The organism is Bacillus sp. FSL K6-3458, assembly GCF_038005045.1.
Taxonomy (GTDB): domain Bacteria; phylum Bacillota; class Bacilli; order Bacillales; family Bacillaceae; genus Bacillus; species Bacillus altitudinis.
On record NZ_JBBOSI010000001.1, the window covers coordinates 1,592,134 to 1,616,114 of the forward strand.

Genomic DNA, 23,981 nt, shown 5'->3' on the forward strand with positions numbered 1-23,981 from the left:
GTTTGTGTTTGGTAGAACTTTTTATTGTGGAGAAGTAACAGAAGACCAAATCGGTCAAACCGTTGTATTAAAAGGATGGGTACAAAAACGTCGTGACCTTGGCGGATTAATCTTTATTGACCTGCGTGATCGTACAGGCATTGTGCAAGTTGTCTTTCATCCAGACCAATCAAAAGAGGCTCTTGAGACAGCAGAATCGATTCGGAATGAATATGTCCTTGATATTAAAGGGACAGTGGTCGCAAGAGAAGAAGCCACGATCAACCCAAATTTAAAAACAGGCAAAATTGAAATTCAAGTCGACACAGTCACTGTTTTAAATGAAGCCAAGACGCCTCCATTTGTGATTTCTGATCAAGCAGATGAGGTATCAGAAGATGTGCGCTTAAAATACCGCTACCTAGATCTTCGCCGTCCTGCGATGTTTGAAACGATGAAAATGCGACATGAAGTCACAAAAGCATTCCGCCATTTCTTAGATGATCACGGCTTTCTAGACATTGAAACGCCAATTTTAACAAAAAGTACGCCAGAAGGTGCGCGTGACTATCTTGTGCCAAGCCGTGTACACGAAGGAGAATTCTATGCGCTGCCGCAGTCTCCGCAATTATTTAAGCAATTGCTCATGGTGTCTGGGATGGACCGCTACTATCAAATCGCTCGTTGCTTTAGAGATGAAGACTTGCGTGCTGACCGTCAGCCGGAATTTACACAAGTCGATATTGAAATGTCCTTTATGAGCCAAGAAGACATCATGACGCTTGCTGAAGAGATGATGGCAAAGGTGATGAAAGATGTCAAAGGTGTTGACCTGACATTGCCATTACCTCGTATGACGTACGATGAAGCGATGAATTCCTATGGTTCTGACAAGCCAGATACCCGATTTGACATGAAGCTTGTCAACATTTCAGACACGGTAAAAGACTCAGATTTCAAAGTCTTCAGCGGTGCTGTAAACAATGGCGGAGCTGTCAAAGCCATTAATGTCAAAGGGGCTGCAGCAAACTACTCAAGAAAAGACATCGATGCACTTGGTGCATTTGCAGCGAACTATGGTGCAAAAGGTCTCGCTTGGCTAAAAGCTGAAGGGACAGATTTAAAAGGACCAATCGCTAAATTCTTTGATGAGTCAAAACAAGCAGAATTAAAAGAACAGCTTCAAGTTGAAGAAGGCGACCTTTTACTTTTTGTCGCTGACAAAACGTCTGTTGTCCATGATGCGCTTGGCGCACTTCGTTTAAAACTTGGCAAAGAGCTTAAACTCATCGATGAGTCTGTCTTCAATTTCTTATGGGTAGTAGACTGGCCGCTGCTTGAAAAAGATGAAGAAGAAGGCCGCTTCTATGCTGCTCATCATCCTTTCACAATGCCAGTTCGTGATGATCTTGAATTAATTGAAACAAGTCCAGAAGATATGAAAGCTCAAGCGTATGATCTTGTGCTGAACGGCTATGAGCTTGGCGGAGGTTCTATTCGTATTTTTGAAAAGGACATTCAAGAGAAAATGTTTGGTTTACTTGGCTTTTCTAAAGAAGAAGCGTACGATCAGTTCGGCTTCCTTCTTGATGCATTTGAGCATGGTGTGCCTCCGCACGGCGGAATTGCGCTTGGACTTGACCGCTTAGTGATGCTGCTTGCCGGCCGATCTAACCTAAGAGATACCATTGCGTTCCCGAAAACGGCAAGTGCAAGCTGTGTTCTCACAGATGCTCCTGGCACTGTAAGCGCAGCGCAGCTAGATGAACTGAGCTTGGCTATTAAAACAAAAGTAAAACAGTAAAATAGGCGCATGTTTATAGGCATGTAAACGCTTGAAAAAGGGACATGCCTATGATATGCTTTCATCAACCAATAAATAAAGTCCTGATACGTACGGTGGTTACCTAGTTTTGACCGAACATTTTTTTCTACGGGAGCTTGCCTTTCCTTTCTGCATAAATGCCTCTTCTGAGGACTTATAAAGTGAGGAAGAAAGCACCCACCTGCATGGTGCGGGGTTCAAAACGAAGGAAAAGCTGGCGGCGTGATCGGGACTTTTTTGTGTTTTTTTCTATTTGAGAAGGATGACGGAGAACGCTGAATATGATATGATTCTTTCGATTCATTTTAAATAAAGGTGGAGTGAGGCACTTGTTACATCAGTTTTCAAGAAACGAGCTTGCCATTGGCAAGGAAGGCTTAAATATATTAAAAAACAGTACAGTTGCAGTGCTTGGAGTAGGCGGCGTAGGTTCTTTTGCAGTAGAAGCCCTTGCTCGTTCAGGTGTTGGCCGTATTGTTCTTGTTGATAAAGATGATATTGATATTACAAATGTAAACCGGCAGCTGCCAGCTCTGCTATCAACGGTTGGGCAGCCTAAAGTTGACTTAATGCAGGCAAGAATTGCTGACATCAACCCAGAATGTGAAGTTGTTGCGCTCAAAATGTTCTATACAGAAGAAACATATGAACAATTCTTTGAGTATCCACTTGATTATGTCATTGATGCATCAGATACAATTCATTATAAAATTCATTTAATGAAAGAGTGCCTGAAACGCGATGTGAACATTATTTCGAGTATGGGTGCTGCAAATAAAACAGATCCGACACGCTTTAAAATTGATGACATCTCGAAAACACATACAGACCCAATTGCGAAAGTCGTCAGAACACGCCTGCGGAAGGAAGGCATTCGTAAGGGAATTGAAGTTATTTTTTCTGATGAAAGTCCGATTGTCATTCGTGAAGATGTGAGAAAAGAAGTTGGAAATGATGAAGCGAAAATTCGTAAGGCACAAATGCCGCCATCATCCAATGCGTTTGTTCCATCTGTGGCTGGACTGATCATGGGTGGTCATGTCATTATGAAATTGTTAAAAGACATTCCGATTACACGTGTGAAAGATAAATAAACAGCCCGCCTGCTTAGAGCAGGGGGCTGTTTTTATTTTTGCCGTCTTAAATTTTCATACACTTGCTTTAGTGCACCTTCAAATTTTCCAGTTTGCTTTGGTTCATAATATTGTTTGTTTTTCAGCGGATCAGGTAAATATTGCTGCTTCACCCAGCCATTTTCATAATCGTGCGGATATAAGTAATCGGCGCCCCTTCCAAGTGCTGCTGCTCCTTTATAGTGGGCGTCTTTTAAATGAACGGGAACTTCACCAATTTTCCCCGTGCGAATATCATGCAGTGCCGCATCAATCGCTTGGTAAGCGGAGTTTGACTTTGGAGAAAGACACAGTTCAATCACGGCATTAGCGAGTGGAATTCGTGCTTCTGGAAAACCAACTCTCTCAGCTGTTTGAACAGCGCTTAACACACGTGGCCCTGCCTGCGGACTGGCTAGGCCAATATCTTCATAAGCCATCACAAGTAATCGTCTCGAAATGCTTTCAAGGTCTCCCGCTTCAATCAGTCTTGCAAGGTAATGAAGCGCAGCGTCTGCGTCAGATCCTCTAATGGATTTTTGAAAAGCCGAGAGGACATCATAATGGGCATCACCGTTTTTATCATGCGAGAAGCTCTTTTTTTGTAAACATTCTTCTGCTGCAGCTAGAGTGATCGTGATCTGTCCAGATTCATCCGCTTTTGTCGATAAGACGGCTAGTTCAAGTGCATTTAAAGCGGAACGCACATCTCCTCCGCATCCATTTGCAAAATGATTCATTGCCTCCTCATCAACTTTGACCGAATAACCGCCAAGCCCGCGATGTTCATCCTGTAAAGCTCGAGATAATGCAGCTTTAATTTGCTCTGTTTCCAGCGGCTTCAGCTCAAATATTTGTGTCCGGCTGCGGATGGCTGGGTTGATCGCATGATACGGATTAGCTGTTGTCGCGCCAATTAAAATGATCATGCCATTTTCTAAATACGGAAGAAGGAAATCCTGTTTCCCTTTATCGAGTCTGTGGACTTCGTCTAAAATCAAGATGACCTGACCACTCATTTTCGCTTCAGCGGCGACAGCTTCCATATCTTTTTTGTTATGAATCACCGCATTCAATGTACGGAAGGCAATGCTTGTACTGCCAGCGATTGCAGTTGCAATGGATGTTTTGCCGATTCCCGGCGGTCCGTATAAAATCATCGAGGACAAATGTTTCGCCTCGACCATTCGTCTAATAATTTGACCTTCCCCAACGAGATGCTCCTGCCCAATAATGTCTCCAATATGACTTGGGCGCATCCGATACGCTAAAGGTTTCATGATTATCTCTCCTAAAGCAATGTCTTGTTTGTATAGAGTACCGAAATTTCTTCAAATAGAAAAGGGATGCGTCCTCGTTTTGAGCTCAGAACCCGCAAATGAAAGTTGGCTAAAAGTATGATATAATTGCTTTTGGTCTATATAAGCGTATATGAAATCAGAAAAATAATTGATGACATAGAAATAGAAAACGCAGAGGTGTTTAACTTGAAAATTTCTACTAAAGGCAGATATGGTCTGACGATCATGATCGAATTAGCCAAAAAACATGGCGAAGGCCCTACATCATTAAAATCAATCGCTCAAAACAATGATTTGTCTGAGCATTATTTAGAGCAGCTTGTATCACCACTTCGCAATGCACGTCTTGTGAAAAGTATCCGCGGAGCGTATGGCGGCTATGTGCTTGCCCATGAGCCAAACGAGATTACAGCCGGTGATATTATTCGTGTATTAGAAGGACCTATTAGTCCTGTTGAAGTGATCGAAAACGAAGAACCAGCAAAGCGTGCACTTTGGATTCGTATTCGTGATGCAGTAAAAGACGTACTAGACAATACAACTCTTGAAGACTTGGCAAGCTATAAAGATGACGAGGATCAAGAGGCGTATATGTTCTATATTTAGATCAGAGGTGTACCGTAAATGGAACGTATCTATTTAGATCATGCAGCCACAACGCCGATGGATCAACGGATTGTGGACAAGATGATGCCTTACTTTACAGAGATATTTGGCAACCCCTCTAGTATTCATTCATATGGGCGCGAGGCAAGAAAGTGGCTCGATGAAGCAAGGGAAGTCATTGCAGGAGAATTACACTGTAAGCCGCAGGAGATCATCCTCACAAGCGGAGGAACAGAGGCAGACAACTTGGCCATTACAGGTGTGGCAATGGCAAGGCAGCATGAAGGAAAACATATCATCACAACAAAAACTGAGCATCATGCAGTGCTGCATACATGCGAACGACTAGAGAAGCTTGGTTTTGATGTGACGTATTTAGATGTGGATCACACTGGATTGATTCATCTTGATCAATTAAAACAAGCACTAAGAGACGATACAATTCTTGTGACCATCATGTATGGCAATAATGAAACGGGTGTGATCCAGCCAATTAAAGAAATTGGTCAACTTTTACACGAACACACTGCTTATTTTCATACAGACGCTGTACAGGCATTTGGGACAATATCAATTGATGTCACAGAACTTCATATCGACCTCTTATCTGCGTCCGGTCATAAACTAAATGGCCCGATGGGAACAGGCTTTTTATACGTGAATGAGCGTGTAAAACTTTCACCGCAGCTATTCGGAGGAGAACAAGAAAGAAAACGCCGTGCTGGCACTGAAAATGTGGCGGGAATCATTGGGCTTGCAGAAGCAGTTCAATTAACAAAGCAAAATAGAAGAGAAAAAGCAGTGCATTATGGTAAGCTCAAAGAAGCGATGCTGCAAGTATTCGAAGAGGAATCACTCAATTTCTCTATCAATGGACATCCGAAAGAGACATTGCCGCATATTTTAAATGTCCACTTCCCGGGCGTTTCTATTGAATCGTTACTTGTGAACTTAGATATGGAAGGGATTGCTGTTTCAAGCGGGTCAGCATGTACGGCTGGATCTGTCCTTCCTTCGCACGTATTAAGCGCCATGTATGGTGAAGAAGCAAAAGAGCTGACATCCTCAGTCAGAATAAGCTTCGGTCTTGGAAATGAAGAGGAACATGTGAAGCAGGCGGCGCATAAGATAGCGGCTGTCGTGAAACGCCTAGCCAAATAAATGCTCCCTTTTGTTCGTGTGTGAAAAATGAAACAGCTAGGCACCTGAAGAACGAAACGCGCACGTTGTTTCATTGAAATTGGAGTTGATGAAGATGACAAAAAGACCTGAAGACACAAGAGTTGTGGTCGGTATGTCCGGAGGCGTCGATTCATCAGTTGCTGCGCTCATGTTAAAGGAGCAAGGCTATGATGTGATCGGCATATTTATGAAAAACTGGGATGACACAGATGAAAATGGTGTATGTACAGCAACGGAGGACTATGAGGATGTCATTCGTGTTTGTAACCAGATTGGAATCCCATATTATGCAGTGAATTTCGAGAAACAGTATTGGGACAAAGTGTTTCAATATTTTCTTGATGAATATAAAGCAGGCAGAACGCCGAATCCAGATGTCATGTGTAACAAAGAAATTAAGTTCAAAGCATTTCTTGAGCATGCATTGTCGCTTGGAGCGGATTATTTGGCAACAGGCCACTATGCCCGTGTCGACAGAACCGGCGATGAAGTGAAAATGCTAAGAGGTCTTGATACAAACAAAGACCAAACTTATTTCTTGAATCAGCTGACTCAAGAACAACTTGATAAAGTGTTGTTCCCAATCGGCGATTTAGAGAAAAAAAGAGTGCGTGAATTAGCGAAAGAAGCAGAGCTCGCAACAGCAACGAAAAAAGATTCTACGGGCATCTGCTTTATTGGGGAAAGAAACTTTAAAACGTTCCTTAGCCAATATTTGCCTGCACAGCCCGGTGTGATGCAGACAATGGACGGAGAAGTAAAAGGTGAACATGATGGACTCATGTATTACACGATCGGTCAACGCCAAGGACTTGGCATTGGCGGAAGCGGTGATCCGTGGTTCGTTGTTGGGAAGGACTTAGAGAAAAATATCTTATTTGTTGAACAAGGCTTCCACAATCCGCTTTTATACTCTGAAAGTATTTCAGCTGTTAACATCAGCTGGACGCGTCCTCATATTGTCGGCGAAAACGGTGAACTCACATGCACAGCGAAATTCCGATACCGCCAAGAAGACCATCATGTAAAAGTCAAAATGACAGGTGAGCAGGAAGCAATGGTGATCTTTGATGAACCCGTTCGTGCTGTCACTCCAGGACAAGCTGTTGTTTTTTATGATGGCGAAGAATGTCTTGGCGGCGGGACCATTGACGATGTCTTTAAAGATGGCCAAAAGCTGTCGTATGTGTAACATGTGTTAAAAACCTCAACGTCGCTGTTGAGGTTTTTTAATGAAAGGATGAAGAGAGCGAATGAATCATAACGAAATCGGTATTGAAGCTTTAAATCAAGGGAACATCGAACAGGCAGCTGAAGCTTTTACGAAAGCCATTGAAGAAAGCCCAAAGGACCCGGTTCCATATATTAACTTTGCGAATTTACTTTCAAGTGTTCATGAATTTGAACGTGCTTTGAACTTCTTTCAAAAAGCCATTGAACTTGATCATACAGCAGCTGCAGCCTATTACGGAGCAGGAAATGTTTACACGATGAAAGAAGACTTTATGAAAGCGAAAGACTATTTTGAGCAAGCGCTACAAGCTGGAATGGAAAACAGTGATTTGTTTTATATGTTAGGGCAGACACTGATGAAATTAGAGCAGCCAAAGCTTGCGATGCCTTATCTTCAGCGTGCAGTTGAGCTAAACGAAGAAGACAACGAAGCAAGATTTCAATTTGGCATGTGCTTAGCGAATGAACATCTGCTGGAGGAAGCGGTCGCAGTCTTTACTGAAGTGATTACGCGAGATCCGCAGCATGCAGACGCCTTTTATAATGCAGGCGTTGCGTATGCGTATTTAGAGAAAAAGGACGAAGCGCTTGAAATGCTAGGAAAAGCCATTGACGTGCAGCCTGATCATATGCTTGCATTGCATGCGCAAAAGCTGATTCAAGAGGCAGAATAACCGGAAGGAGGGAAGACCTGTGCAGGAACATCCAGATCAAATGAAGCTTGAAGATGAACCGTTTTTAAAAGGGACGGTTCAAGCCGTTATTTTCCATAACGAAAGTAATTTATACTCGGTGTTAAAAGTAAAAGTCATTGAAACATCAGAGAATTTAGAGGAAAAGACAGCATCTGTCACAGGGTACTTCCCAGCACTTCATGAGGATGAAACCTACACCTTCTATGGCAAAGTCACAAGTCATCCGAAGTTTGGCGAGCAGTTTCAAGCCACTCATTTTCAAAAGGAAGTCCCTACAACAAAGCAAGGCATCATTCATTATCTCTCTAGTGACTTGTTTGAAGGGATTGGAAAAAAGACGGCGGAAGAAATCGTCGGCAAGCTTGGCAATCAGACGCTTCATCAAATTATGCGTGATCCGTCTGTGTTGTATGACGTCCCTCGCCTGTCAAAAAAGAAGGCAGATAAGCTGGCTGCCGCACTTCAAGAGCATCAAGGACTTGAGCAAATCATGATTAGCCTGAATCAATATGGTTTTGGTCCTCAGCTTAGCATGAAGATTTACCAAGTATACGAGAGTGAAACGTTGCAAAAAATTGAAGAAAACCCTTATCAGCTCGTCAAAGACGTCGAGGGGATTGGATTTATTAAAGCAGATGAACTCGGCGCTAGAACAGGGATATCTGGAAATGATCCAGACCGCATTCGTGCAGCCCTTTTGTATACCGTTGAGACAGCAAGCCTGCAGGACGGTCATACGTACATACAAACGAAAGATCTGATCGTCGAAACCCGTAAACTGCTGAATCAAACCGGCAATGACTACAAAGTGACTGAAATGGACGTTGCCAATCAGATCATTGCACTTGGTGAAGGGAAAGACATGATTATTGAAGATGAGCGCTGTTATCATCCGTCGCTCTTTTATGCGGAGCAAAGTGTGGCAAAACGCATTCAAAAAATTGTCGCTCAAACGGAATATGCAGATCAATTTCCTGAATCAGAATTTCTGCTTGCACTCGGTGAACTGGAGGAACGGCTTGGTGTCCAGTATGCACCAACCCAAAAAGAAGCCATTCAAAAGGCACTCATGTCTCCAATGCTGCTTTTAACAGGCGGACCGGGGACAGGGAAAACGACGGTCATTAAAGGGATTGTCGAGCTTTACAGCGATCTTCACGGCGTATCTCTTGACCCGGGTGATTATAAAAAAGATGAAGCATTTCCGTTCGTGCTTGCCGCACCAACTGGACGTGCTGCGAAACGAATGACAGAATCCACTGGACTTCCTGCTGTGACCATTCACCGGCTGCTAGGCTGGAATGGATCAGAAGGCTTCTCACATGATGAAGACCAGCCGATTGAAGGAAAACTTGTCATCATTGATGAATCGAGTATGCTGGATATTTGGCTGGCGAACCATTTGTTTAAGGCGATCCCAGATCATATTCAAGTCATTATGGTTGGAGACGAACATCAACTTCCATCTGTCGGACCTGGTCAAGTGTTAAGAGACCTGCTTGCGTCACAAGCTATACCGGCAGTTACACTAACTGATATTTATCGGCAGGCAGACGGTTCAACAATTGTTGAGCTTGCGCATGATATGAAAAATGGTGTATTGCCAAAGGATATTACTGCACGCTCGAAGGATCGTTCCTTTATTCAATGCTCTAGTGACCAAATGAAAGAAGTCATCGAGAAAGTGGTCAGCAATGCTGCGCAAAAGGGTTATTCAGCAAAGGACATTCAAGTGCTTGCCCCGATGTATAAAGGAAAAGCAGGCATTAATGAACTGAATAAAATGCTTCAGCAAATTTTGAATCCTAAAAAGCCAAAAGGAAGAGAGATTCCATTTGGTGATGTCGTCTACCGGACAGGTGATAAGGTACTTCAGCTTGTCAATCAGCCCGAGAATAACATTTTTAATGGAGATATTGGCGAAATTGTCTCGATCTTTTATGCGAAAGAAAACACGGAAAAAGAAGATATGGCGGTCATCTCCTTTGATGGAAACGAAATCACGTTTACGAAAAAAGATTTTCATCAATTTACACACGCTTATTGTTGCTCGATTCATAAATCCCAGGGCAGTGAATTCCCAATCGTGGTGCTGCCAGTCGTGAGAAGTTATTATCGAATGCTTCGAAGAAATTTGCTTTACACGGCCATTACACGAAGTAAAAAGTTTTTAATTTTGTGCGGCGAGGAATCAGCATTAGAGTGGGGCGTGAAAAATAATGAAGACTCCCTCAGACAAACGTCTTTAACCATGCGTCTTACTGAAACGGAAGAAATCATGGACGCTGAGCTAGCAGCCCTCCAAAAAGAACTTCCTTTCTGCGTACACGATGCCAATATTGGCATGGAGGGAATCACCCCGTTTGATTTTATGCAAGAGTAAATGGCTTCCTTCATGGAAGCCATTTCTTCGTATGAGTCATAGAGGAAACGCACACGATAAGACTGTTCCGAAAAGGTGGTTGATCACATTTTGAGAACATGTCGAGAGCTTGAAGGACTGACGATCTATACAGACGAGCTGTCTCATTCACTTGGGGCGATCAAAGATATTTGCTTTTTAGCCGGCGGCAGCTGCGGGGGATATGTTTTAGATGGGAAAAAGAAAGACTGTGCTTTCATTCCATTCTCAGCTGGCGACAAACTGACAGACAAAGGTCTATATGTGAGCTGCCAGAAGGGCATCGAGATAGATACCTCCGCCCCATCCTTCTTCTTTTCGAAATTAAAAAAGAAAATGATCCGTACGCCAGATGGTGAAACATTAGGTGTTTTGGAAGATGTATACTTTTGTACAAATTCGGGCACAATCGTAGCATATGAACTCTCGGACGGCTTCTTTACAGAGCTATCAGGGATTCGAAAGCAGCTGCATGCTGCCGGAACCTTGATGGATATTCAAAAAGAAGCACTTGTTCTAAACCGAACGTAAAGAGGTGCTGAGTATGCTCATTTGCCCAAATTGCAAATGTAAAGACATCGGAAAAATTGGGGTCAATCAATATTATTGCTGGGGCTGTTTTATTGAATTGACACTGTCAAAAGGCAAAATATCTACTCACCAAGTGGAGGAAGACGGTACACTAAGCAGTTTAGACGACCTGTTTAGTGACGATGAACGTTCAATTCAACTATAAGTGTTAAGGGGGAATTTCGAATGGGCAAAATGACTTCTTCACTATTAACGCTTGGTGCAGGTGCACTCGCATATCACTTTGCAAGTCGATATGATATGCCATCTAAGCGGGATATGAAAAAGATGAGAAAACGAGTTATGCGAATGCTTTAAACAAAAAGGGACATCCACCATGAGCGGATGTCCTTTTTTTATGCCTGCCTGTACTCTAATCTCCGTGCAAGTATAGACAAGCTGAAGTTCACAACAAAATACATCATGGCCGCCAAGAGGAAAATAGGAAGTAAATAAGATTGGCTTTGACCATTTAAAATCTGCGCGTGATGCAATAGTTCTGGAAGGGCAATCACAACGGCAAGCGATGTATCTTTTAAAAGAGAAATAAATTGACTGACAATCGGCGGGACCATTCGGCGTAATGCCTGTGGCATGATAATCATTTTTAATGTTTGTATATAGGTTAAACCAGAGGATCTGGCCGCTTCGATTTGTCCTTTATCAATTGATTTTAATCCGCTGCGAATAATTTCTGACAGCATGGCAGATTCAAACACGGTTAAAGCCGCAATGGCAGAGGCTGTAATGCTTAGCTTAATGCCGATTTCAGGCAGGGCGAAATACGTAAAAAAGATGATCAGCAAAAGCGGCAGGTTCCGAACGGTTTCAACAATGACCGCAAGCACCTTTGATAAAATAGGGATTTGTGCGAACCTCAATGTGCCAACGACTAATCCGATGATAAAGCTTAAAATGATGGAGATAAAAGCCACTTTTAAGGTGACAGCAAATCCTTCAAGTAAAAAGGCGAGATGATCGGGCTGGTAGGCACCTATAAAATCCATTGTGTTTTCCTCCTTTCTAGTGGCTTCGGGCTAATCTTTTTTCTAAATAACCAACGCCTAGACTAAGCGGAATGGTCAATAGAAGATAGAACATGGCAACAAAGATGTATACATCAAATGTCACAAACGTTCTCGAAGCGATAAGGTCTCCTTGGTACATCAGATCAAACCCTGCAATGACACCTAAAATAGACGAGTTTTTCACAAGGTTGATAAATTGATTCCCAAGTGGTGGAATGACAATTTTGATTGCTTGCGGCAGAATAATATATCGCATCGTTCCGCTATATGACAGACCAGAAGCTCTAGCTGCTTCCATTTGTCCAAGCGGTACAGCTTGTATACCTGCACGAATGGCTTCAGCGATAAAAGCAGACGTATAAATGGAGAGGGCAATGGTTCCTGCTGTAAAGCCATCTGCCACAATGCCAAGTACCGGTAAACCAAAAAAGAACACAAAGGTGATCAATAATAACGGAATATTCCGAATAAATTCCACGTAAGCCGTCCCTAACCAGTTGAGCGGCCTTAGTGGCGCAATTCTCATAATGGCAATGAGTGTACCGATGAAAAAGCTTCCAATCAACGCAATGACACTTGCACCAATCGTATATTTAAACCCTTCTAAATAAAGATGGAAGTTCTCAGTTAAAATGGAAAACCGCAGCAATCAGTTCACTTCCTTCCTAATCAATAGAGGAGCCGGCAAGCGGCTCTCCTGAGGGTGTTGAGATTGATCGAGTCAATTGATTATTCTTTGATCCATTTTTTATGAATCTTGTCATACTCTCCATTATCTTTTAATGCCTTTAACGCTTTATTAATGGCTTCTGTCAATTTTTCATCGCCTTTTTTCACAGCGATGCCATAAGGCTCATCGGTAAATGTTCCGCCAACGACTTCATAATTTGAATCTTCGTCTGCCATGCCAAATAAAATTGCATTATCAGTTGTCAGAACTTGCCCTTGATTTGATTTTAAGGCTGTAAAGGCTTCTTGGTAATTTTCAAATTCTAAAACGGATGCTTCTGGTGCTTTTTCGCGAATGTTTTGAGAAGAAGTGGACCCTTTCACTGCAAGCACCTTCGTACCTTTTTTAAGATCATCAATCGATTGAATGTCGCTGCCTTTTTTCACAAGCAGTGATTGTCCTGCTTCAAAGTAAACATCTGAGAAATTGACCTCTTTTTTACGCTCTTCTGTGATCGTCATTGTGGCAACAATGGCATGAATATCTCCTTTTTGCAGTAAAGGAATTCTTGTTTTAGATGTCACTTCTTTGAATTCTGCTTTTCCTTCATCACCGAGCATTTCTTTAGTGATCGCTTTTGCGATATCAATATCAAACCCTTCAATATCCCCGCTACTAGGATTTTTTAGACCGAATAAACGAGTATCGTTTTTCACACCGAAAACGATTTTTTTGTCTTTCTTAATGGCTTCTAATGAGCTGCCTTGTTTTGCATCAGTTGAGCCTTTCTCGGCAGATCCACAAGCAGCGAGAGCGATCATACAGAAAGTCATCAACAGTAATAGGCCAAAGCGTTTCATTTTTTTCATCAAATTCATTCCCCCTAGTGATTTAAAATACGGCTTAAAAAGAGCTGAGCGCGTTTCTCGCGCGGTTTTTCATAAAAGGCAGCTGGTGTAGATTCTTCAAGAATTCTTCCTTCATCAATAAACACAATGCGGTCTGCGACTTCACGGGCAAATCCCATCTCGTGCGTGACAACGACCATTGTCATTCCTTCCCTTGCCAGCTGTTTCATCACATCTAGCACCTCACCGATCATCTCTGGATCAAGAGCTGATGTTGGTTCATCGAAAAGCATGACCTCAGGTTTCATTGCAAGTCCCCTTGCGATTGCCACACGCTGCTGCTGTCCTCCTGAGAGTCTAGAAGGGTAGGTGTCTGCTTTTTCAGGAATGCCAACTTTATTTAAATAAAATTCAGCTGTTTCCTTTGCTTCTTCTTTGCTCACTTTTTTAACCTTCATCGGCGCAAGCATAATGTTTTCAAGCACCGTCTTATGCGGATAAAGATGGAAGTGCTGAAACACCATCCCGATATTTTGCCTGATGAGATTGATGTTGGTTTTCGGATGCTGAACAGACACTTGATTGACAAGGACTTTTCCTTCATCAATGCTTTCAAGACGATTGATACATCTGAGCATCGTGCTTTTTCCAGACCCTGAAGGACCGATGATCACAACAACCTCACCTTTTTGAATATGTAGGTTAATGTCCTTAAGTACATGGAACTGGCCGTAATGCTTGTTGACTTCTTCGAATGTGATCATGAAGAACCTCCTCTTCTAATGATTGAGTTAAAGCGGATTCTAGCATAAATGAGGCAGAAATAAGAAAATAATGGAATATTTTCTAACGAGATTTTACAGCAAACAGTGACTTTGGATGGAGCCGTATGTTTCATGTGTATTCATTTTTAACAAAGTTAGGACAAATTTTATTTACATGGATAATTGCAGAAGTTGGTTAAACAATAAGAAGAGAGGTGAAAAAGGTGAAGAAACGTCCGATCGAGTTTCTAATATATGCTGCAGGTGTACTGCTTGTCCTTGCGTCTTTACTCATTTTGGTTCAGCTAGACGAGTTATGGATGCCTATTTTTTTATTGCTCAAAGCGGTTTTGATCCCGCTTCTTATCGCTATTTTTATTTCTTATCTTCTTTATCCCATTGTTGAAAGACTACATAAGCGAGGTTTGCCAAGGACGGTCAGTCTCTTATTGATATATGTGCTGTTTTTTGGCGGCATTGGTTTGGCTGTGTATAAAGGGGCACCGGTTTTAATCGCTCAGTTAAATGAATTGTCGGAGCAAATTCCCATGCTTGCCGAAACGTATAATGGTGCTTTATCGCATGTTCATCGTCATACAAGCCACTGGCCTGATGGACTACATGAACGACTGGATCGTTTTATTGTCCAATCTGAGACGTATGCCGCAAATGGGGCAGAGCGGATGATTCTTAGCTGTAAAGTACTGCTTGATTACGCCTTAGTTGCTGCACTTATTCCTTTTCTTGTCTTTTATATGGTGAAAGATATGAACACGATGAAGCGGGCAGCATGGTATTTAACCCCGCCAAGCTTCCGAAAAAGGGGACATGCCTTTGTGAAAGCAGTGGATGACTCACTTGGGGATTATATTAGAGGGCAATTGCTTGTCTGTTCTTTAATTGGGGGAGCTGCTGCCATTGTTCTTTGGCTGTTTCATATTCCATATCCGCTTGTACTAGGTATGTTAATCGGTGCAACGAATGTCATTCCGTATTTTGGCCCGATTATTGGAGCGATTCCAGCTGTCTTTATCGCTTTTACCATCTCAGTGAAGTCAGTGATCATTGTGCTAATTACAGTAGCCGTGCTTCAATTTTTAGAAAGCAATGTACTGAGTCCGATCATTGTCGGGAGAAGCCTGCATATGCATCCTGTCGTAATCATGCTGGTGTTACTCGCTGGAGGTGAGCTGTTTGGCTTGATTGGAATGATTTTAGCCGTGCCGTCCGCAGCTATTATGAGGGTCATCATTGTGCAATATATTCACATGAGACGAAGCGTTCATTGACAAGACGAGCCGAGTTGTCTATAATAATTTCGATTCATACATATTGAATTCAATGACGGACCCGAGTACGTTAAAAAGCTGTTGCAGAGAGAGGCTTTGTTTGCTGAGAAAAGCCTTATCAGACCTTTAACGGAAGCTAGTCCCGAGTGCAGATAAACACTGCCGCTCTCTTCCGGCGTTATCGGATGTGAAGGTGATAGACGCATATGTCTATAATCAGGGTGGTACCGCGAGAGCATCTCGTCCCTGTGTAAGTAGTTTTTTGCTTGCATAGGGCGGGATGTTTTTTCGTTTGTGTGAAGATTGAGGAATAAAAAAGGAGGATTTATGATGAAAACTTTAACTTCAGCTCAAGTACGTCAAATGTTTTTAGATTTTTTTAAAGAAAAAGGACATGCTGTCGAACCGAGTGCGTCCCTCGTACCGCATGACGATCCAACACTTTTATGGATTAACAGCGGGGTGGCAACATTAAAGAAATACTTCGATGGCCGCGTCGTGCCTGAGAATCCGCGTATTTGCAACGCACAAAAATCAATTCGTACAAATGACATTGAAAATGTAGGGAAAACAGCACGCCATCATACGTTTTTTGAAATGCTGGGCAACTTCTCTATTGGAGACTATTTCAAAGAAGAGGCAATCGAATGGGCTTGGGAATTCCTCACAAGTGACGAGTGGATTGGCTTTGATCCGAATCTGTTATCTGTAACGGTACATCCAGAGGATGAAGAAGCGTATGTTCTTTGGAGAGATAAAATTGGTGTCCCTGAGGAACGAATTATTCGTCTAGAGGGCAACTTCTGGGATATTGGCGAGGGGCCAAGTGGTCCGAATACAGAAATTTTCTATGATCGCGGCGAAGCATATGGCAACGACATGAACGACCCTGAATTATATCCAGGCGGAGAAAATGAACGTTATCTAGAAGTATGGAATCTTGTTTTTTCTGAATTTAACCATAATCCAGATGGTACATACACACCGCTTCCGAAGAAAAACATTGATACAGGAATGGGTCTTGAGCGTATGGTCTCTGTGATTCAAAACGTACCGACGAACTTTGACACAGACCTATTCATGCCGATTATCCGTGCGGTAGAAACAATTTCTGGAGAAAGCTACGGTGAGTCGAAAGAAAAGGATACAGCATTTAAAGTCATTGCTGATCACATTCGTACTGTTGCCTTTGCCGTAAGTGACGGAGCACTTCCTTCTAATGAAGGCCGAGGTTATGTGTTAAGACGTTTGCTGCGCCGTGCTGTGCGTTATGCAAAAACGATCCATATCCACCGTCCATTTATGTATGACCTAGTTCCAGTTGTTGCGGAGATCATGAAGGATTTCTATCCAGATGTTCAAGCAAAAGAAGAATTTATTGCAAAAGTGATCAAAAATGAAGAAGAGCGTTTCCATGAGACACTGAATGAAGGGTTAGCCATTTTATCAGAAGTGATCAAAAAAGAACGAGACAATGGCAGCTCACAAATTTCCGGTCAAGATGTGTTTAAGCTTTATGACACATATGGATTCCCGGTCGAACTCACGGAAGAATATGCAGAAGATGAGAACATGACAGTTGATCGTGAAGGCTTCCAGCTAGAAATGGAGAAGCAGCGTGAACGTGCAAGAAATGCCAGACAAGATGTAGGCAGTATGCAGGTTCAAGGCGGGGCTTTAGGCGATATTAAAGCAGAAAGTACGTTTGTGGGCTACGAAAATTTAACTGCAGATGCTCGTATTATCGAATTGCTTCAAAACGGTGAAATTGTCACAGAAGCTCACGAAGGGGAAACGGTGCAAATTTTATTAGATGAAACACCTTTCTATGCAGAAAGCGGCGGACAAGTGGCGGATAAAGGAACGTTAAAAAGTGCCGAAGCGATCATTGATATCAAAGATGTGAAAAAGGCGCCAAACGGCCAGCATGTCCACGAAGGAGTCGTCGTAAGTGGTACGGTTCAAAAAGGCATTGAAGTCACTGCAGAAGTCGAATCAGCGCTTCGAAAAGGCATTGTGAAAAATCACACAGCGACACATCTTTTGCACCAAGCGCTAAAAGATGTATTGGGCAGCCACGTTAACCAAGCGGGTTCACTTGTGAATGAAAACAGACTTCGCTTTGACTTTTCTCACTTTGGACAAGTAACAAAAGAAGAATTGTCACAAATTGAAAAAATCGTCAACGAAAAGATTTGGGAAGGCATTTCGGTTGCCATTGACCTGAAACCAATTGCTGAAGCAAAAGAAATGGGCGCAATGGCGCTGTTTGGCGAGAAGTATGGCGATATTGTCCGTGTGGTGCAAGTGGGTGATTACAGCATCGAGTTATGCGGAGGCTGTCACGTTCAAAACACTGCGGAGATCGGATTGTTTAAAATTGCATCTGAATCGGGTATTGGTGCTGGAACACGCCGTATTGAGGCTGTAACAGGTAAAGGTGCTTATGAAGAATTAAATGATCAGCTTGCGATTTTAGAAAAGGCAGCTAATGAACTGAAATCAAATACAAAAGATGTACCAAAACGCATCGCTTCCTTGCAGGCTGATTTAAAAGAAGTTCAAAGAGAAAACGAATCACTTCTTGCGAAATTAAGTCAAGCAGAAGCTGGCTCTATTTTAGAAAAAGTCATCGAAGTTGGCGGAGTGAACGTGTTAACTGAAAAAGTAAACGCCAAAGATATGAACCATTTAAGAACGATGGTTGATGACTTAAAAGCGAAATTAGGTTCAGCTGTCATCGTACTTGGTGCCGTTCAAAATGGAAAAGTCAACATTTCAGCCGGTGTGACGAAAGACGTCATTGAAAAAGGTCTTCATGCAGGAAAACTTGTGAAGCAGGCAGCTGAAATTTGCGGCGGAGGCGGAGGCGGACGCCCAGATATGGCACAAGCAGGCGGGAAACAGCCAGAAAAGCTTGAAGAAGCACTGGCAACTGTCGAAGAATCTGTCAAATCCGTTTTATAATCAGTCAATGTAGTGTAGAATAATGGTATTAGATGAGCGGTTAGAAAAAAGCTTGCTAGTAGAATGTTGGAAGAGAGGTGCAAGAAGCAGTGAGTTCATTTGATAAGACAATGAAGTTTAACTTCTCTGATGATTCAGCTGAAACCAATGTGAATGAAGTGCTCATAACAGTTTATGACGCACTCCAAGAAAAAGGATACAACCCGATCAATCAAATTGTCGGATACTTGCTGTCAGGCGACCCTGCTTATATTCCAAGACATCAGGATGCACGCAACCTAATTCGTAAACTAGAACGAGACGAATTAATTGAGGAATTGGTTAAATCGTACTTAGAGACACATAAAGAGGCGTAAAACATGAGAATTTTAGGCTTAGATTTAGGCACGAAAACCCTTGGTGTGGCAATCAGTGATGAAATGGGATGGACAGCTCAAGGGATTGAAACCATTAAAATTGATGAAGCAGGCGGAGACTTTGGTCTCAGCCGCCTGTCTGAGATCGTCTCGCAATATGGAACGGATAAAATTGTACTTGGTTTTCCAAAAAATATGAACGGTACGGTCGGTCCAAGAGGCGAGGCCAGCCAATCATTTGCGAAAGTGTTAGAAAACACGTACAATGTTCCTGTTGTGCTTTGGGACGAGCGTCTGTCAACGATGGCAGCAGAAAAAATGCTCATCTCTGCAGATGTGAGCAGACAAAAGCGTAAAAAAGTCATTGATAAAATGGCGGCTGTTATGATCCTTCAAGGGTACTTAGACAGCTTAAATTAAAATGAGGTGAATCAAATGGAACACGGAGAAAAGCAAATTACAATCGTTGATGATAATGGAAATGAGCAGCTTTGCGAAGTACTATTTACTTTTGAAAGCGACCATTTTAACAAATCATATGTTCTTTACTACCCAATTTCTGAACAAGATAACGAAGAAATTGAAATTCATGCATCAAGCTTCACACCAAACGAAGACGGTGAAGATGGCGAATTAGAGCCAATTGAAACGGATGAAGAGTGGGACATGATTGAAGAAACGTTAAATACGTTCTTAGATCAAGAAGACGAAGAAGAATAGAACGAATAAAAGGCCTGTGAACATGATCTCTGTGATCTTTCTTCACAGGTCTTTTTTTACATTCTATATGTAAACTATTATTGAAATTTAGTTGACATATATCACTCGACCTTTTACGCTATTTTTATCAAAAACATCGAGTGAGGGGTATGAAAATTGAAAATTCACGATATGATGCAAATGGCATTCATGACAGCAGTTATTGGGATGTTAGGATTGATTCCGCCTATTTTTCTTGCGTTTACACCTGTACCAATCACCTTACAAACCGCAGGTCTTTTGCTTGCTGGAGGGCTGTTAAAACCAAAGCAAGCCCTGATTAGTTTACTTCTGTTTCTTCTAATAGTGGCAGCAGGCGCACCTCTTTTATCTGGAGGGAGAGGCGGAATAGGGGTCTTTTTTGGGCCAAGCGGTGGTTTTTTACTTGCTTATCCAGTGGCTGCCTTTATGATCAGTCTGTGGCTGAACCGGCTGAAGAAAGTGACGGCCTTACGACTATTTTTAATCTATGCGGTATGCAGTATCGGGATATTATATATAGGCGGAATTCCCTTTCAAGCCATGATGATGCATATAAAGATCACGCAAGCAGCTCTGTTCAGCGTCATTTATTTACCGGGTGATCTGATCAAAGCAGGGATATGTGCCGTCTTCACGGTGAAAATCATTCAAGCGATGTCATATCGAAAAAGGGACTTACATAGAGGGAGGCGAGCAGTTTGATGAGAATAACGGAAAGCTATGCAGCTCATGCAAAAGTGAAGCCAGATCAGATGGCGATCAGAGATGAAAAAGAGCAGATCACTTATGAAGAATGGCATGAGCGTGTGAAGTCATCTGCACAATGGTTAAAAGAAACGCCTCATCAGCAAAAAAGAGTCTCTTTTTTAGTATCAAATGGTGTTCCGTTTCTCCAACTATTTGCTGGCGCAGCTTCTGCAGGGTGGACAGCGGTGCCTCTTGATCCGCGGTGGAGTGACAAGGAATGCGCGGAAAGGCTCTTATTAAGCGATGCGGACCTTGTCATTGTGGAAGATCGATATATCAAAAGGGTTGAAAAGTACAAGCTGGATATGCCAGTGCTCTCTTTATCTGAATGGAAAGAAAGAATCAGCCTCAGCATAAGAGTTCAATCGAACAAAAGTGATACGGAGGAAGATCCTGCTTTTTATATGGGATTTACTTCAGGATCAACGGGATCGCCCAAAGCCTTTATAAGACGCCAGCAGTCATGGATCGAGAGCTTTCAAATGACAACATCCGTCTTTGGGATCACACATAAAGATCATGTACTGATTTTGGGCACACTTTTATCCTCTCATTTTTTATACGGTGCGATCAGCACACTTTATTTCGGGGGCACCGTGACATTGTTAGAAAAATTTGTGCCAGAGAAAGCAAAGAACATCTTAGAAAGAGGAGACATCACGGTTATTTATACGGTTCCGACCATGACAGAATCGTTACTGCAAATGGATGCTTTCGGAAAGAATCCGCTTCTTGTCCTGTCTTCTGGTGCAGATTGGGGAAACTCTTCAAAAAAACAGCTCGTCAACCGCTATCCTCACATCACATTTTTTGATTTTTATGGAACATCAGAATTGAGTTTTGTCTCCTATTTATCTTCAGATGACTTTTTGCAAAAGCCTACTTCTGTCGGAAAGCCTTTTCCTTCTATTCAGGTTGAAGTCAGGAGGGCAGATCAAACCGTTTGCAAGCCAAATGAAATAGGGAGAATTTATGTGAAAAGCCCAATGTCTTTTTCAGGCTATTTACAAGATGAAAAGCCGCCCGAAGAGTGGCTGACCGTATATGACATGGGGTGGCTCGACGAAGATGGTTACTTGTATATGAGCGGCCGCGAGAATGGCATGATTGTCTATGGGGGGCTGAATATTTTTCCAGAGGAAATTGAGCGTGTGCTGAATGAACAGCCAGAGGTGAATCGGTCAATCGTGATGGGACTTCCTGATCCATATTGGGGCGAAATCCCTGTTGCCATTATTGAGAATGTACAGCAAACAAAAACCATTCGGCAAGCTGTAAAAGAAACATTAGCGGCATACAAAGTACCAAAAAAATGGCTCGTCACGGACAAAATGATCGAAACATCAGGAGGGAAAATCGCTCGTGCCAGTATGAAAAAGTGGGCGGAGGAACAATTATCATGCAAGCAGTGATCGTACAAGCGAAGCGGACGCCCTTCGGTGAGAAAAATGGAATGTTGAAGGATTACCGGCCAGAGCATCTAGCTGCGCCCTTGATCCAGCATTTTTCAAACGTGACCAAGCCAGATGACATCATTTTAGGCAATGTCGTCGGGGGTGGTGGCAACATTGCCCGTCTGTCCTCGTTAGAAGCAGGGCTTTCATTACATACTCCGGGTATGACCATTGATAGGCAGTGTGCTTCCGGTCTTGAAGCCATTAGAACAGCGTGCATCATGATTCAGTCGGGGGAGGGATCAATGTATATCGCTGGTGGAACGGAAAGCATTTCTCGGTCACCAATGAAAGAAAGGGCCCGCTTTTCTCCAGAGTGGATAGGGGACCCTCATATGGGGGAAGCGGCAGAGCTGACGGCGTCGAGATTTTCAGTTGCGAGACAAGAGCAAGATGACTATGCACTTTTAAGCTGGGAACGAAGTATAACCGCATTCAAGCAAGGAACGTATTCAGAAGAAATTGTTCCGATTGGCGGGATGAGTACAGATGAAGCGGCAGCTAAAATAAGACCGATTGCAAGCTTGATAAAGCGGGCAAAACCTGTCTTTTTACCAGGCAAAGGTACTGTGACTGTGACCAATAGCTGTAAAGAAGCAGATGGTGCAGCTGCCGTCGTTGTGATGGAAAGAGCGGAAGCGGAGGCAAAAGGCTTCAGCCCTATGCTGCGGTATATCGGGAGTGCCGTGACCGCTATGGACCCGCATTATCCTGCTGCTTCACCAATTGATGCAATCAAGAAACTTTTACATAAAGAACAGGTGAAGATAGAAGATGTTGCACTTTTTGAAATCAATGAAGCGTTTGCGCTCAAAGTAGTACTCATTGCCCGGACACTAGGTATTCCTTATGACCGTATCAATAAAAGAGGCGGTGCGCTTTGTCTTGGTCATCCATATAGCGCCTCGGGAGCTGCTATGATGGTGAGACTGTTTTACGAAGCCCGTGCCTTACCGAATGGAAGTTATGTCATGGCTGCAATTGGCAGTGGAGGCGGTGTCGGTTTAGCCTCACTATGGCAAGTTTTGTCATGACATGCATGAGCAAGTAATTGCCGAACTCCGTCGAATCATGTACTATAAAAGCTAGATGTGAGGAGGGCCATGCATGTTTTCAGAACAAAAGAAACGACCATTTTTTAAACGAAAAATGGGGATCGTCCTGTTATCTGTACTTGCTGTGATCATCATTGCAGCATTATCAGGTTTTTTATATGTAAAATCAGCACTCGGGCCGGTCGATCAAAAAAGCAAACAAACCATTAATATTCATATTCCAAATGGGACATCTGTCAGTGGAATTGCGAGCATTTTAAAAGAAAAAGAGCTGATTTCAAATGACACGATTTTCACTTACTATGCAAAGTACAAAAAAGCGTCAGGCTTTAAAGCGGGCTATTTTCATCTCAAACAAACAATGGATGCGGATCAGCTAATTCAAAAGCTGACATCTGGCGGGACAGATTACGCATTTCAGCTTGTGATACCTGAAGGGAAACAGTTGTCTGATATTGCAACTATTATCGCAAACCAGACGAATTTTTCAGCGAAGGAAGTTGAAGCGAAGCTGGATGATCCAGCCTTTATTAAAAAATTGATGAAAAAATACCCGAAAACGGTGACATCACAAGTGAACGGGAAACAGGTCAAGCATCCGTTAGAGGGATATTTATTCCCGGCGACGTATCCGTTTTATCGTGAGGATGAATCACTTGAAACCATCATTGACACGATGATTAAACAAACAGATCAATATGTGAAAACGTATGAAAAGGACATGAAAAAGAGAAAGATGTCCATCCATGATGTCCTAACGATGGCATCCCTGATAGAAATGGAAGCAACCGAAAAAACAGACCGGTCAAAAATCTCAAGTGTGTTTTATAACCGGTTGAAAAAGGACATGCCGCTTCAAACAGATCCAACCGTTCTTTATGCGCTTGGCGAGCATAAGTCCCGTGTTTATTACAAAGATTTAAAAGTGAAATCACCTTATAATACGTATACAAACAAAGGGCTGCCGCCTGGACCTATTGCCAATGCTGGAGAATCTTCTTGGAAAGCAGCACTCCATCCAGAGAAAACAGATTTTGTTTACTTCCTAGCAAAGAAAAATGGGGAAGTCGTCTTTACGAAAACGTTAAATGAGCACAACAAAGCAAAAGCGAAATACATCACAGGCAGCAACTAGCGCTCATGTGAAAGGAAAAAGAC

At 42.6% G+C, this 23,981-nt stretch carries 24 protein-coding genes, 1 other RNA gene and 1 other annotated feature; of the genes, 20 read left to right on the forward strand and 5 right to left on the reverse strand.

Annotated features, from left to right (window positions below):
* Nucleotides 1-4: 4 nt before the first annotated feature.
* The 3 genes from aspS (at nucleotide 5) to MHH23_RS08395 (ending at nucleotide 2,898) form a co-directional block, all read left to right on the forward strand.
* Entirely contained in the window at nucleotides 5-1,783 is a 1,779-nt protein-coding gene (aspS, locus tag MHH23_RS08385; protein ID WP_024718377.1) for an aspartate--tRNA ligase, read from the forward strand.
* A gap of 77 nt (nucleotides 1,784-1,860) precedes the next feature.
* A non-coding RNA gene (gene ssrS / locus MHH23_RS08390) (6S RNA) lies at nucleotides 1,861-2,041 on the forward strand.
* Nucleotides 2,042-2,133: 92 nt separating this feature from the next.
* Nucleotides 2,134-2,898, forward strand: a complete 765-nt coding sequence (locus MHH23_RS08395; RefSeq protein WP_008342718.1) for a tRNA threonylcarbamoyladenosine dehydratase — start codon at nucleotides 2,134-2,136, stop codon at nucleotides 2,896-2,898.
* Between the two features lie 32 nt (nucleotides 2,899-2,930).
* Here the strand turns inward: MHH23_RS08395 and MHH23_RS08400 are convergent, their stop codons facing one another.
* Nucleotides 2,931-4,196, reverse strand: coding sequence for a replication-associated recombination protein A (locus tag MHH23_RS08400; protein ID WP_008342715.1), 1,266 nt, complete (start codon nucleotides 4,194-4,196; stop codon nucleotides 2,931-2,933).
* A gap of 207 nt (nucleotides 4,197-4,403) precedes the next feature.
* Between MHH23_RS08400 and cymR the strand changes: the two genes are divergently transcribed.
* The 8 genes from cymR to MHH23_RS08440 all read left to right on the forward strand — a co-directional run bounded on the left by cymR (nucleotide 4,404) and on the right by MHH23_RS08440 (nucleotide 11,222).
* Nucleotides 4,404-4,823 (forward strand): cysteine metabolism transcriptional regulator CymR, encoded by a 420-nt coding sequence (cymR, locus tag MHH23_RS08405; protein WP_008342713.1) that lies wholly within the window; start codon nucleotides 4,404-4,406, stop codon nucleotides 4,821-4,823.
* Between the two features lie 18 nt (nucleotides 4,824-4,841).
* Nucleotides 4,842-5,984, forward strand: a complete 1,143-nt coding sequence (locus tag MHH23_RS08410; RefSeq protein ID WP_058336590.1) for a cysteine desulfurase family protein — start codon at nucleotides 4,842-4,844, stop codon at nucleotides 5,982-5,984.
* 94 nt (nucleotides 5,985-6,078) lie between these two features.
* On the forward strand, nucleotides 6,079-7,197 hold the full coding sequence (gene mnmA / locus MHH23_RS08415; protein ID WP_008342709.1) for a tRNA 2-thiouridine(34) synthase MnmA: 1,119 nt from the start codon (nucleotides 6,079-6,081) through the stop codon (nucleotides 7,195-7,197).
* Between the two features lie 61 nt (nucleotides 7,198-7,258).
* Nucleotides 7,259-7,912, forward strand: a complete 654-nt coding sequence (locus MHH23_RS08420; RefSeq protein ID WP_008342707.1) for a tetratricopeptide repeat protein — start codon at nucleotides 7,259-7,261, stop codon at nucleotides 7,910-7,912.
* Nucleotides 7,913-7,931: 19 nt separating this feature from the next.
* Complete coding sequence (recD2, locus tag MHH23_RS08425; protein WP_340959294.1) at nucleotides 7,932-10,316, forward strand: SF1B family DNA helicase RecD2; 2,385 nt, start codon at nucleotides 7,932-7,934, stop codon at nucleotides 10,314-10,316.
* Nucleotides 10,317-10,406: 90 nt separating this feature from the next.
* Complete coding sequence (locus MHH23_RS08430) at nucleotides 10,407-10,865, forward strand: PRC-barrel domain-containing protein (RefSeq protein WP_340959296.1); 459 nt, start codon at nucleotides 10,407-10,409, stop codon at nucleotides 10,863-10,865.
* A gap of 13 nt (nucleotides 10,866-10,878) precedes the next feature.
* Complete coding sequence (locus MHH23_RS08435; RefSeq protein ID WP_003216308.1) at nucleotides 10,879-11,070, forward strand: hypothetical protein; 192 nt, start codon at nucleotides 10,879-10,881, stop codon at nucleotides 11,068-11,070.
* Nucleotides 11,071-11,090: 20 nt separating this feature from the next.
* Nucleotides 11,091-11,222: a YrzQ family protein gene (locus MHH23_RS08440; protein ID WP_008342695.1), complete on the forward strand. Its 132-nt coding sequence runs from the start codon at nucleotides 11,091-11,093 to the stop codon at nucleotides 11,220-11,222.
* Nucleotides 11,223-11,260: 38 nt separating this feature from the next.
* Here MHH23_RS08440 and MHH23_RS08445 read toward each other — a convergent pair whose 3' ends face one another.
* The 4 genes from MHH23_RS08445 to MHH23_RS08460 all read right to left on the reverse strand — a co-directional run bounded on the left by MHH23_RS08445 (nucleotide 11,261) and on the right by MHH23_RS08460 (nucleotide 14,214).
* Nucleotides 11,261-11,911, reverse strand: a complete 651-nt coding sequence (locus MHH23_RS08445; protein ID WP_008342693.1) for an amino acid ABC transporter permease — start codon at nucleotides 11,909-11,911, stop codon at nucleotides 11,261-11,263.
* Between the two features lie 16 nt (nucleotides 11,912-11,927).
* Nucleotides 11,928-12,581, reverse strand: coding sequence for an amino acid ABC transporter permease (locus tag MHH23_RS08450; RefSeq protein WP_268363284.1), 654 nt, complete (start codon nucleotides 12,579-12,581; stop codon nucleotides 11,928-11,930).
* A gap of 80 nt (nucleotides 12,582-12,661) precedes the next feature.
* Nucleotides 12,662-13,471 (reverse strand): transporter substrate-binding domain-containing protein, encoded by an 810-nt coding sequence (locus MHH23_RS08455; RefSeq protein WP_113767040.1) that lies wholly within the window; start codon nucleotides 13,469-13,471, stop codon nucleotides 12,662-12,664.
* A gap of 14 nt (nucleotides 13,472-13,485) precedes the next feature.
* Nucleotides 13,486-14,214, reverse strand: a complete 729-nt coding sequence (locus MHH23_RS08460; protein WP_007501456.1) for an amino acid ABC transporter ATP-binding protein — start codon at nucleotides 14,212-14,214, stop codon at nucleotides 13,486-13,488.
* A 224-nt stretch (nucleotides 14,215-14,438) separates the two neighbouring features.
* Between MHH23_RS08460 and MHH23_RS08465 the strand changes: the two genes are divergently transcribed.
* From MHH23_RS08465 to mltG, 9 genes are all read left to right on the forward strand, one after another.
* Nucleotides 14,439-15,503, forward strand: coding sequence for an AI-2E family transporter (locus MHH23_RS08465; protein WP_017358104.1), 1,065 nt, complete (start codon nucleotides 14,439-14,441; stop codon nucleotides 15,501-15,503).
* 43 nt (nucleotides 15,504-15,546) lie between these two features.
* Nucleotides 15,547-15,754, forward strand: a binding site (T-box leader).
* A gap of 79 nt (nucleotides 15,755-15,833) precedes the next feature.
* Complete coding sequence (gene alaS / locus MHH23_RS08470) at nucleotides 15,834-18,470, forward strand: alanine--tRNA ligase (RefSeq protein WP_024718371.1); 2,637 nt, start codon at nucleotides 15,834-15,836, stop codon at nucleotides 18,468-18,470.
* 89 nt (nucleotides 18,471-18,559) lie between these two features.
* Nucleotides 18,560-18,826, forward strand: a complete 267-nt coding sequence (locus MHH23_RS08475) for an IreB family regulatory phosphoprotein (protein WP_024718370.1) — start codon at nucleotides 18,560-18,562, stop codon at nucleotides 18,824-18,826.
* 3 nt (nucleotides 18,827-18,829) lie between these two features.
* Nucleotides 18,830-19,246, forward strand: coding sequence for a Holliday junction resolvase RuvX (gene ruvX / locus MHH23_RS08480; protein WP_003216519.1), 417 nt, complete (start codon nucleotides 18,830-18,832; stop codon nucleotides 19,244-19,246).
* Nucleotides 19,247-19,261: 15 nt separating this feature from the next.
* Nucleotides 19,262-19,546, forward strand: a complete 285-nt coding sequence (locus MHH23_RS08485) for a DUF1292 domain-containing protein (protein WP_017358102.1) — start codon at nucleotides 19,262-19,264, stop codon at nucleotides 19,544-19,546.
* A 156-nt stretch (nucleotides 19,547-19,702) separates the two neighbouring features.
* Nucleotides 19,703-20,269: a biotin transporter BioY gene (locus MHH23_RS08490; RefSeq protein ID WP_024718368.1), complete on the forward strand. Its 567-nt coding sequence runs from the start codon at nucleotides 19,703-19,705 to the stop codon at nucleotides 20,267-20,269.
* Complete coding sequence (locus MHH23_RS08495; RefSeq protein WP_340959299.1) at nucleotides 20,269-21,726, forward strand: acyl-CoA synthetase; 1,458 nt, start codon at nucleotides 20,269-20,271, stop codon at nucleotides 21,724-21,726. The genes MHH23_RS08490 and MHH23_RS08495 overlap by 1 nt, the downstream gene beginning before the upstream one ends.
* Nucleotides 21,714-22,802 carry an acetyl-CoA C-acyltransferase gene (locus tag MHH23_RS08500; RefSeq protein WP_113767037.1) on the forward strand — a complete coding sequence of 363 codons (1,089 nt, stop codon included), beginning with the start codon at nucleotides 21,714-21,716 and terminating at the stop codon, nucleotides 22,800-22,802. Before MHH23_RS08495 ends, MHH23_RS08500 begins: the two co-directional genes overlap by 13 nt.
* A gap of 73 nt (nucleotides 22,803-22,875) precedes the next feature.
* Nucleotides 22,876-23,958, forward strand: a complete 1,083-nt coding sequence (gene mltG / locus MHH23_RS08505) for an endolytic transglycosylase MltG (protein WP_039167101.1) — start codon at nucleotides 22,876-22,878, stop codon at nucleotides 23,956-23,958.
* The last annotated feature ends 23 nt before the right edge of the window (nucleotides 23,959-23,981 follow it).

What these genes read in the sequence shown, in the direction of transcription:
- MHH23_RS08455 (WP_113767040.1), bottom strand. Translation starts at nt 13,471, where the DNA reads ATGAAAAAAATGAAACGCTTTGGCCTATTACTGTTGATGACTTTCTGT.
- MHH23_RS08500 (WP_113767037.1), top strand. Translation starts at nt 21,714, where the DNA reads ATGCAAGCAGTGATCGTACAAGCGAAGCGGACGCCCTTCGGTGAGAAA.
- MHH23_RS08485 (WP_017358102.1), top strand. Translation starts at nt 19,262, where the DNA reads ATGGAACACGGAGAAAAGCAAATTACAATCGTTGATGATAATGGAAAT.
- mnmA (WP_008342709.1), top strand. Translation starts at nt 6,079, where the DNA reads ATGACAAAAAGACCTGAAGACACAAGAGTTGTGGTCGGTATGTCCGGA.
- MHH23_RS08460 (WP_007501456.1), bottom strand. Translation starts at nt 14,214, where the DNA reads ATGATCACATTCGAAGAAGTCAACAAGCATTACGGCCAGTTCCATGTA.
- MHH23_RS08420 (WP_008342707.1), top strand. Translation starts at nt 7,259, where the DNA reads ATGAATCATAACGAAATCGGTATTGAAGCTTTAAATCAAGGGAACATC.
- MHH23_RS08440 (WP_008342695.1), top strand. Translation starts at nt 11,091, where the DNA reads ATGGGCAAAATGACTTCTTCACTATTAACGCTTGGTGCAGGTGCACTC.
- alaS (WP_024718371.1), top strand. Translation starts at nt 15,834, where the DNA reads ATGAAAACTTTAACTTCAGCTCAAGTACGTCAAATGTTTTTAGATTTT.
- mltG (WP_039167101.1), top strand. Translation starts at nt 22,876, where the DNA reads ATGTTTTCAGAACAAAAGAAACGACCATTTTTTAAACGAAAAATGGGG.
- MHH23_RS08400 (WP_008342715.1), bottom strand. Translation starts at nt 4,196, where the DNA reads ATGAAACCTTTAGCGTATCGGATGCGCCCAAGTCATATTGGAGACATT.
- MHH23_RS08435 (WP_003216308.1), top strand. Translation starts at nt 10,879, where the DNA reads ATGCTCATTTGCCCAAATTGCAAATGTAAAGACATCGGAAAAATTGGG.
- ruvX (WP_003216519.1), top strand. Translation starts at nt 18,830, where the DNA reads ATGAGAATTTTAGGCTTAGATTTAGGCACGAAAACCCTTGGTGTGGCA.
- MHH23_RS08445 (WP_008342693.1), bottom strand. Translation starts at nt 11,911, where the DNA reads ATGGATTTTATAGGTGCCTACCAGCCCGATCATCTCGCCTTTTTACTT.
- MHH23_RS08495 (WP_340959299.1), top strand. Translation starts at nt 20,269, where the DNA reads ATGAGAATAACGGAAAGCTATGCAGCTCATGCAAAAGTGAAGCCAGAT.
- MHH23_RS08410 (WP_058336590.1), top strand. Translation starts at nt 4,842, where the DNA reads ATGGAACGTATCTATTTAGATCATGCAGCCACAACGCCGATGGATCAA.